Below are 8,331 nucleotides of genomic sequence, written 5' to 3' on the forward strand. Positions count from 1 at the left end.
GCATTTGGCTCGCCAGCTTCATGCACTATGATTTGGGATACTTTGACCTGGAGCAGAAAACCCTGCAACCACTCGACAACCCGTTCGGCACGAGGTTTGTCACCCATGTCTTAGGTACGATCTGTTACCCATCTGTCTGGGCCGGACAGGCGAAGGGTGGCGGAGAGGGAGGGATTCGAACCCCCGATAGGCTTGCACCTATGCCGCATTTCGAGTGCGGTGCATTCAACCACTCTGCCACCTCTCCAGTGGCCCGGGTGATTTGCGCCACCCGCGGTCGGGGCGTGTTCTAGGCGAGGATGGCGGGACAGACAAGGCGCTGCAATAATATTTCCGTCACTGCCGCCTCGCTCCGTCAAAGCACCGGGGCGGCGCAAGAAAGCGCGCGGAAACAAAGCACTAGCTGGACACCTCTGGCTTTCTCGGCGCGCAAGCGAGCCAAAGGCAGCAGGAGCGGACCATGGATCATGTGACGATTCGAGCCAACGGCGCGGCGTTCCACGTCGCGCGGACCGGCAGCGGCAGGCCGCTTTTGCTGTTGCACGGCTGGCCGGAGTTCTGGCTGACCTGGAAGCCGGTCATGGCGCGGCTCGCCGACCGCTACAGCCTGATCGCGCCCGACCTGCGCGGCTTCGGCGACAGCGACAAGCCGCACGGCCCTTACGGCCCCGATCAGCATACCGACGACATACTGGCGCTGCTCGACGCCCTCGGCATCGACCAGGCCGGCGTGGTCGGCCACGACGTCGGCGGCGCCGTGATGCAGCCGTTGGCGCGCAAGGCGCCGGAGCGGATCGCTGGGCTGATGTTGTTCGATTTCGTCTATCCCGGCATCGGGGCGCGGATGGCCGCGCCCGACCGGCTGAACCACATCTGGTACCAGTCGTTCCATCAGATGGAGATGGCGCCCGCGCTGGTCGGCGCCACCAGGGAGAGCTGCCGCACCTACATCGGCCATTTCCTGCGCAACTGGTCGCACCGCAAGGCGGCGTTCGACGACGTGATCGAGGATTTCGCCGACAATTTCTTCAAGCCGGGCAACCTCGCCGGCGGCTTTGCGCATTATCGCGCGTCGCATGCGGGGCGCGTGAAGATGATGCAGGGCGAGGCCCCCGCGCTGCCGCCGATCACGGTGCCGACCTGCATCCGCTGGGCCGAGCACGACCCGCTGTTTCCTTACTCATGGACAGATCGGCTGGGCGAGACCTTCTCCAACCTCGACCTCGCGATGTTTCCCGATGTCGGGCATTTCCCGCATCGCGAGGATCCCGACCGCGCGGCTGCCGAGATCGCCGGCTTCTTCGCGCGGATCAATTGGAAGTAGAAATGGGTGGGACCGCCAGGACGCGACAAAAACTGGCGGCCCCGTGCCGCTTCTGAATATTGCTGGCCGGGAAGTGCGGCTTCGCCGGTCGGCGGGAGCGACGCCTGCACGGTAGCGGCAGGCGCTGGATCGGCAACGCGAAGCCGGTCTTAACCTAACCGGTCAACCTTACCGCGCGGTCCCAGGCCGTAAGATCACGGGTGAAATCTTCAGGCGTCGGCTTTCTTGGCCTTTTTTGCCTTCTTCTCGCCGTTGTCGGCCTCGTCGCTCTTGTCTTTCTCGGCCTTCTTCTCGCTTTTGCCGTTGTCCTTCTTGCGATTGGTGAAGCGGGCATTGCCGAGCCCGGTTCCGATCGTCAGCACGCCCCAACGCGTGACATCCTGCATGAACGGCGCCTCGGACAGGCCCTGTGCCACGCCGTCATTGTGCATCACGATCGCGGTGTCATGGTCGCCGATCTGCGGGATCGCCTCGACCAGGCTCGCCGGCAGGTTGAATTTGCTGCTCTCCCAATTGCCTGGCAGGTTCTGCGCGCCCTTCTCGATTCCGCCGTCCTCCTTGATGACGCCGGGACAGGCGATGCCGATGAACGGCGCGAGCTTGAGATTCTCCTTCTCGGCGGCGGTGATCAGGTCCTTCAGCATCTTCACCAGCCGCTTCACCGCGCCTTCACGCGTCGGCTCGTCATCGGCATGGCGCCACAGCTCGGATTTCCACACCGTCGCCTTGGACAGGTCGGGCGCCTTCTTCCAGCGCGTCTCGACGATGCCGCAACGGATATTGGTGCCGCCGATATCGACGGCGAGCACGCCGTCATGGGCCTCGAAGATCCAGGACGGCGCCAGATGCAGCGTACCGATCAGGCCGGCATCGTCGGGATGGAAGCGGATCGGCACCAGGTCGACCTTGAAATCCTCTGCCTTCAGGATGATGTCGGTGCGCGCGATCGCCAGTTCGCCGAGCCTGGAGTCGCGGAAGCCGCCGCCGACCACGATGCGCTCGGTCTTGGCCCAGGCCTTGGTGTTGAGGAAGCGCCGCGTCACATAAGCGAGCTCCTGGGCGAACTCCTCGATCGCGCTGTGCACCACCGCGGACGCCTCGGTGTCGTCGCCGACCAGCATCTCGTCGAGCTTCTTCTTGCTGATCTTGTCCGACGGCTCGTCGCCGAACGGGTCCTCGCCGGATTTGCGCAACGGCTTGCGCCAGCGATCGAGGATCTTGCGGAACGCGCCCTTGGAGGCGCGATCGCCGAGAAAGCCCTCGTCGTCCTTCAGCTCGATGTTGAAACTGTCGATGTCGACGGAGGGCAGCCGCGCGGCACCGTGGTGCGCGATGCCCGTGGTCAGTCCTGCGTCGTCCGCCATTCGCCTTTGCCCTGCCCGCTCGAGGTTCCCAGCGACAACGACCGGGAACCCGAAAGGTTGCGTCCCGCACTGCGCGCCTTGGCCGGCGCGGGACGCGATTTCTACCGGCCTCACGCCAGGGTGCACACAGCAGCGAATGTTCTTGCGCTGCCCACACGCGTCATGGCCGGGCTTGTCCCGGCCATCCACGTCTCCTTTCACGCGACGGTCAAGACGTGGATGCCCGGCACAAGGCCGGGCATGACGGAGTTTGTGAGAACCGAGCGCGTCCCAGAGGCTCAGGCGGCCTTCACCCCGTAGCGCGCCGCGGGCGCGCTACGCGACAGGTTCGGCATCAGCTTCTGACGGGCCGCCTCATAGGCGTGCCAGTCCGCGGCCTCCGGCAACGACGGCACGGTGAACACCTCGCCCTGGTCGAGGCCGGCGAGCGCGGCATCGACCATGTCCTCGGCCTTCATCACGATCTCGCCCGGCAGATGCGCAACCGGCGTGCCGGCGATGTCCCAGAACTCGGTGGCCGTGGCGCCCGGCAGCACGGCCTGGACCCGGACATTCTTGTCCTTCAGCTCGTGCTGCAACGAATGGGTCAGCGCCAGCACGAAGGCCTTGCTGCCGCCGTAGACGCCGTTGAGCAGCTCCGGCTGCACGCCGACGACGGAGGCGATGTTGACGATGGTGCCGCCGCCGCGCGCGACGAAGCCCGGCACCGCCGCATAGGTCAGGCGCATCAGCGCATCGACATTGAGCGCGATCATGTCGCTCATCTTGTCGACATCTGATGCGAGCAGCGGCGCGGTCGCGCCGACGCCGGCATTGTTCACCAGCACGCTGATGCCGGCATTGTCGCGCAGAATGGATTCGATCCGCGACACGTCACCGCGCTTGCTGAGGTCGGCGGTAACGATCTCGATCGATCGGCCTGTCTCCGCCACGAGACGCCTGGCGAGCCCATCGAGGCGCTCGCGGTTACGTGCGACGAGGATCAGATCGTAGCCACGCCGTGCGAGCCGGTCCGCATAGATGGCACCGATTCCGGACGACGCACCGGTAACGAGCGCCGTGCCCTTGGCTGACTTGGTCATGTTGGTCTCCTGTTTGACCTTGGGCGGCCGGTTTGGCCGCTGGTCAGGTTCTACAGGCCCCCTTGCATGTCTCAAATGTCATATATACACCTTTTTAGGACACAGATTATCGCCGCCGGAGGGTTCCATGCAGGAGATCGGCTTCGTCGTTTTTCCGGAGTTCCAGGTGATGGGCTTCACCGCCATCACCGCCTTCGAGGTCGCCAACCTGATCGCGGGCGAGCCGTTCTATGAGGTCACGCTGCTGTCGGAGAATGGCGGCCCGGTGCGGTCGTCCGCCGGCTTCAATGTCGAGACCACAGCCTTTGGCGAGCGCAGCTTCGACACGCTGTTCATCGGCGCCGGCCATGAGCTGCATCCGGCGTCGCCGAAATTGATCGACTACATTCGCCGCGCCATGACGGCATCGCAGCGGATCGCCGCGCCCTGCATCGGCGCCTTCTCACTGGCCGAGGCCGGCTTGCTCGACGGCAGGCGCGTCTCGACGCACTGGCAATTCGCGCCCGAATTGCAGGCACGGTTTCCTAGCCTCAAGGTCGAGCAGGACCGCATCTACATCACCGATGGGCCGATCTGGACCTCCGCCGGCATGACCGCGACGATCGACCTGGCGCTGGCGATGATCGAACATGATCTCGGCGTCGAGGTCGCGCGCTCGGTGGCCCGCAAGCTCGTGGTCTATCACCGCCGCACCGGCGGACAGTCGCAGTTCTCGGCGCTGCTCGAGCTCGACCCGAAATCCGACCGCATCCAGAACGCGCTGCACTACGCCAAGGCGCATCTGCGCAACGAGCTCTCGGTGGAGGAGCTGGCCGAGGTGGCGCGGCTCAGCCCGCGCCAGTTCAGCCGGGCCTTCCGCGCCGAGACCGGGCAGTCGCCCGCCAAGGCGATCGAGCAGCTTCGGGTCGAAGCGGCGCGCGAACTGATCGGCGACGGCCGCCATTCGATGGACGAGATTGCCGGCGAGACCGGGTTTGCCGACCGCGAACGGATGCGGCGGGCATTCCTGCGGGTGCTGGGACAGCCGCCGCAGAGCATCCGCCGGCACGCCCGGGCCGTGGCTCAGGCCGCCGCCTGAACGCCAAAGCGGGCCAAAAACACGCCAAACCCTTCATGTTTGGCTGGTTTTTGCCCTGCTTTACCTTGACTCCCTGCCGTTTGCGGCTATAAGTCCGCTCCATCCGGCGCGGGGATTTCTCGCGCCGATTGTTTTTGTGCGAACCATTTGGGAATTCATTCCCTTCGTGCAAAACACCTAACCCATAGCGACTGAACAAAAAGCCGACCCGGGCGAACCGTCCGAGGCTGGTATCGAACACGAAGGAATCAAACGATGTTCGCAGTCATCAAAACCGGCGGCCGGCAATACCGCGTCGTTCCGAATGATGTACTCGAGATTGGCAAGATCGCCGGCGATGTCGGCACGATCGTGCAGCTAGGCGAAGTTCTGGTGCTCGGCGGTGACACGCCGGTGCTGGGAACGCCCACCGTCGCGGGCGCGACCGTTGCAGCGGAAGTGTTGCAGCACAAGCGCGGCGCCAAGGTGATCGCGTTCAAGAAGCGTCGCCGCAAGAATTCACGCCGCAAGCGCGGCTATCGCGACGAGCTCACGGTGCTTCGCATCACCGAGATCCTCGCCGATAACGCCAAGCCGACCATCGGTCCGCGGCCGAAGAAGGCAAAGGTCGAAGCGCCCGCCGAGGCAGCCGAATAGGCCGCTCGCGAGGCGCGCGCAAAAAGGTGATCGTCGCGCTTCCGGATTTGAAGCGTGACAAAACGTGAAATGATTCCGTCAAGGAATTGATTTAGAGATCAAAGCGAAGTCGGAGACGAGCCATGGCTCATAAAAAAGCAGGCGGTTCATCGCGCAACGGACGTGATTCCAAGGGCAAGCGCCTTGGCATCAAGGCGTTCGGTGGCGAGCGCGTGATCCCCGGAAACATCATCGCGCGTCAGCGCGGCACCACCTGGCATCCTGGCCTTAATGTCGGCATGGGCACCGATCATACTCTCTTCGCCAAGGTCGAGGGTCATGTCGAGTTCCGTGCCAAAGCCAATGGCCGCACATTCATCTCGGTTATTCCGATGGCAGAGGCGGCCGAGTAGACGGTGGACACACATGAGTCCGCCGGGTCCTGTTGAACCGGCGGAGTCGCAAAGGGCTCCAAGGGGAGGCGGGATGACCGGCCTCCCCTTTTTGTTGCGCGCGATCCGGTTCGACCGCGCGTGACGTTCCAAGCGTTGCGTACCAATCGTCGCATCACAGGAGCTCGACATGTTGCAGGACATCCCGACGCCGACCTTGCGCGAGGCAAGAGCTTGCGTCCTCGAGACCGAACGGCTGACATTGCGCAAGCCGACGCTCGCGGACGTAAAAGCCATCGCACGCCTCGCCAATGATCGCCGCATCGCGGAGAACACCCGCCGCCTGCCACATCCCTATACCCAGGACGACGCCATCGACTTCGTGCGCGCACTCGGCGCCGGCGGCCGCGAGACCGTTTTCCTGATCGAGAACAATCACACGCCGATCGGCATGGTCGGCATCGACTGGCGCGAAGAGAGCACGGCCGAGCTCGGCTACTGGCTCGGCGTCGACCATTGGGGCCAGGGCTTTGGCACCGAGGCCGCACGCGCCGTGATCGATTACTTCTTCGAGGAGTTCGATCTCGACCAGCTGATCTCGGGTGCCCGCGTCGTCAACCCGTCGTCGCGCAACATCCTCGAGAAGTGCGGCTTCCAGTGGGGCGGCGTCGAGCTGCACCGCTTCGAGGCGCTGGGCTCGTCGAGCCCGGTCGACTGCTTCCGCCTGTCGCGCAGCGTCTGGGCGTCGCTGAAGAGCTGGAACAGTTCGCGGCGGCGGGAGAGCTAGTTCTCGACCGTTCCGCAACCAAGGCCGTCGTCCCGGCGAAAGCCGGGACGACAACGCGGTCACGCCGGCGGATTCACCGGCGGCTGCTCGCGTCCGAGCTGCTGCTCGCGCACGAAGATGTAGAGGCCGGCGGCGATGATGATCGACGCGCCGATGATCGTGGCCCAGGACGGCACGTCGCCGAACACCGCGAAGCCGAAGATCACCGCCCAGACGATCATCGAATATTGGTAAGGCACCACCACGCTCGCCGGCGCGAGCTTGAGCGAGCGATTGACGCAAAACAGCGCCGCGACCGAGATGAGGCCGGCGGTGAAGAACAGCACCAGGCTGCCCGGGGTCGGCGTCACCCAGCCGAACGGCGACAGCACCAGGCCCAGGATGAAGGTGCCGCCGAATTGCGACGTCGCCAGCACGATATCGGGCGTGGCGCGCAGCGAGCGCGTGATCAGCATCAACACCGCGAACGACAGGCTGCCGCCGAGCGCGATCATCGCCGGCCAGCTGATGGTCTGCGCCGACGGCCGGAGCGCGATCAGCACCCCGCAGAAGCCGACCAGGATCGCGGTCCAGCGCCGCCAGCCGACATGCTCGCCGAGCACGAGGCCGGACATCGCGGTGACGAAGATCGGCCCGGCCAGATAATAGGTGATGACGTCGGCGAGCGGCAGATAGACCGTCGCCAGGAAGAACGCTGCGACCTCCACCGTCGACAGCGTGACGCGCAGCAATTGCAGCCACGGCCGTTCCAGATGCAGGAAATCCGCCCGGCGCGTCCACACCATCGGCAGCAGCACGAGCAGCGCCGCGCAGGCCCGCAGCCACAGCAATTGCCCGACCGAATAGGTGGCGACGATGAACTTGCCCATCGCGTCGCCGAACGAGAACATGAAGATCGACAGCAGCATCAGGCCGATGCCGGCGAGCCGCGCCGATCGATCGTCATAGGAGGACAGTTTTGCGAACAGGCTCATGGAAGGATTCCCGGGTCGTCCGGTTTAGGAGCCGTGGGCGGCCGGGACAAGCCCGCCCATGACGAATTGAACGGAGACGAATTGAACGGATTGCCGCACCCGCACCGCTGCGATACCGGTAGCTCATCCCCGGCAACAACAAGAGCAGGAAACGCCGCATGAGCGAATTCGACCCCACCCAGCATCGCATGGTGCCCGCGCAGCGCTGGTTCGAGGATTTCGTGCTCGGCGAGCGCTTCGTGATTCCGAGCCGGACCCAGACCTCGGCGGTGTTCGCCGCGTTCCAGACCGCGAGCGGCGACACCCATCCGATCCATTACGACGTCGAATATTGCCGCACCCGCGGCATGCCCGATTTGCTCGCCCACGGCTTCCAGACCCTGGTGCACACCGCGCCCGGCGCCGGACTGTTTCCCTATGTCGTGGAGGAATCGCTGGTCGGCTTCCTGGAACAGTCGAGCAAGTTCCTGAAGCCGGTCTATGCCGGCGACACCATCTACCCCGCGCTGGAGGTGATCGAGCTGTCGCCGGGCAAGACCACCGGCGTGGTGACATTGCGCTCCACCGTGCACAACCAGCGCCGCGAGCTGGTGCTGGAGGGGATGCAGAAATTCCTGGTCCGGCGGCGGCCCAGCTAGGAACGAGATTAGGAACGGCGTAGCAAGTTCACCTCTCCCTTGGGAGAGGTCGATTTGCGCAGCAAATCGGGTGAGGG

Annotated in this window: 9 protein-coding genes and 1 tRNA gene; 6 read left to right on the top strand and 4 right to left on the bottom strand. The window is 64.7% G+C overall.

Annotated elements, in window-relative coordinates:
- Nucleotides 1–157: 157 nt before the first annotated feature.
- A tRNA-Ser gene (locus B2W55_RS01350) sits at nucleotides 158–247 on the bottom strand.
- Between the two features lie 213 nt (nucleotides 248–460).
- On the opposite strand from B2W55_RS01350, the gene B2W55_RS01355 reads away from it, so the two are divergent.
- Complete coding sequence (locus tag B2W55_RS01355; protein WP_024583291.1) at nucleotides 461–1,324, top strand: alpha/beta fold hydrolase; 864 nt, start codon at nucleotides 461–463, stop codon at nucleotides 1,322–1,324.
- Between the two features lie 209 nt (nucleotides 1,325–1,533).
- Here B2W55_RS01355 and B2W55_RS01360 read toward each other — a convergent pair whose 3' ends face one another.
- Together B2W55_RS01360 and B2W55_RS01365 are read right to left on the bottom strand one after the other, a co-directional pair.
- Nucleotides 1,534–2,688, bottom strand: coding sequence for an ROK family protein (locus B2W55_RS01360; protein ID WP_024583290.1), 1,155 nt, complete (start codon nucleotides 2,686–2,688; stop codon nucleotides 1,534–1,536).
- A gap of 278 nt (nucleotides 2,689–2,966) precedes the next feature.
- Nucleotides 2,967–3,770, bottom strand: coding sequence for an SDR family NAD(P)-dependent oxidoreductase (locus B2W55_RS01365; protein WP_024583289.1), 804 nt, complete (start codon nucleotides 3,768–3,770; stop codon nucleotides 2,967–2,969).
- 127 nt (nucleotides 3,771–3,897) lie between these two features.
- Here B2W55_RS01365 and B2W55_RS01370 point away from each other — a divergent pair, with 127 nt between their 5' ends.
- From B2W55_RS01370 to B2W55_RS01385, 4 genes are all read left to right on the top strand, one after another.
- The gene (locus B2W55_RS01370; protein ID WP_024583288.1) at nucleotides 3,898–4,848 is read left to right on the top strand and encodes a GlxA family transcriptional regulator; all 951 of its coding nucleotides are present in this window, start codon (nucleotides 3,898–3,900) and stop codon (nucleotides 4,846–4,848) included.
- Nucleotides 4,849–5,103: 255 nt separating this feature from the next.
- Nucleotides 5,104–5,484: a 50S ribosomal protein L21 gene (gene rplU / locus B2W55_RS01375; protein WP_021080923.1), complete on the top strand. Its 381-nt coding sequence runs from the start codon at nucleotides 5,104–5,106 to the stop codon at nucleotides 5,482–5,484.
- Nucleotides 5,485–5,606: 122 nt separating this feature from the next.
- Nucleotides 5,607–5,876: a 50S ribosomal protein L27 gene (gene rpmA, locus B2W55_RS01380; RefSeq protein ID WP_024583287.1), complete on the top strand. Its 270-nt coding sequence runs from the start codon at nucleotides 5,607–5,609 to the stop codon at nucleotides 5,874–5,876.
- 169 nt (nucleotides 5,877–6,045) lie between these two features.
- Nucleotides 6,046–6,642 (top strand): GNAT family N-acetyltransferase, encoded by a 597-nt coding sequence (locus tag B2W55_RS01385; protein ID WP_024583286.1) that lies wholly within the window; start codon nucleotides 6,046–6,048, stop codon nucleotides 6,640–6,642.
- Nucleotides 6,643–6,701: 59 nt separating this feature from the next.
- Here the strand turns inward: B2W55_RS01385 and B2W55_RS01390 are convergent, their stop codons facing one another.
- Nucleotides 6,702–7,616 carry a DMT family transporter gene (locus B2W55_RS01390; RefSeq protein ID WP_024583285.1) on the bottom strand — a complete coding sequence of 305 codons (915 nt, stop codon included), beginning with the start codon at nucleotides 7,614–7,616 and terminating at the stop codon, nucleotides 6,702–6,704.
- 158 nt (nucleotides 7,617–7,774) lie between these two features.
- Here B2W55_RS01390 and B2W55_RS01395 point away from each other — a divergent pair, with 158 nt between their 5' ends.
- Nucleotides 7,775–8,254, top strand: a complete 480-nt coding sequence (locus B2W55_RS01395) for a MaoC family dehydratase (protein WP_024583284.1) — start codon at nucleotides 7,775–7,777, stop codon at nucleotides 8,252–8,254.
- The last annotated feature ends 77 nt before the right edge of the window (nucleotides 8,255–8,331 follow it).

The sequence above is a fragment of the Bradyrhizobium sp. UBA2491 genome, assembly GCF_002341725.1.
GTDB lineage: Bacteria > Pseudomonadota > Alphaproteobacteria > Rhizobiales > Xanthobacteraceae > Bradyrhizobium.

Bases quoted from the DNA above. Each gene is read 5' to 3' on its own strand.
- B2W55_RS01355 (WP_024583291.1), top strand. From the start codon at position 461: ATGGATCATGTGACGATTCGAGCCAACGGCGCGGCGTTCCACGTCGCG.
- B2W55_RS01360 (WP_024583290.1), bottom strand. From the start codon at position 2,688: ATGGCGGACGACGCAGGACTGACCACGGGCATCGCGCACCACGGTGCC.
- B2W55_RS01365 (WP_024583289.1), bottom strand. From the start codon at position 3,770: ATGACCAAGTCAGCCAAGGGCACGGCGCTCGTTACCGGTGCGTCGTCC.
- B2W55_RS01370 (WP_024583288.1), top strand. From the start codon at position 3,898: ATGCAGGAGATCGGCTTCGTCGTTTTTCCGGAGTTCCAGGTGATGGGC.
- rplU (WP_021080923.1), top strand. From the start codon at position 5,104: ATGTTCGCAGTCATCAAAACCGGCGGCCGGCAATACCGCGTCGTTCCG.
- rpmA (WP_024583287.1), top strand. From the start codon at position 5,607: ATGGCTCATAAAAAAGCAGGCGGTTCATCGCGCAACGGACGTGATTCC.
- B2W55_RS01385 (WP_024583286.1), top strand. From the start codon at position 6,046: ATGTTGCAGGACATCCCGACGCCGACCTTGCGCGAGGCAAGAGCTTGC.
- B2W55_RS01390 (WP_024583285.1), bottom strand. From the start codon at position 7,616: ATGAGCCTGTTCGCAAAACTGTCCTCCTATGACGATCGATCGGCGCGG.
- B2W55_RS01395 (WP_024583284.1), top strand. From the start codon at position 7,775: ATGAGCGAATTCGACCCCACCCAGCATCGCATGGTGCCCGCGCAGCGC.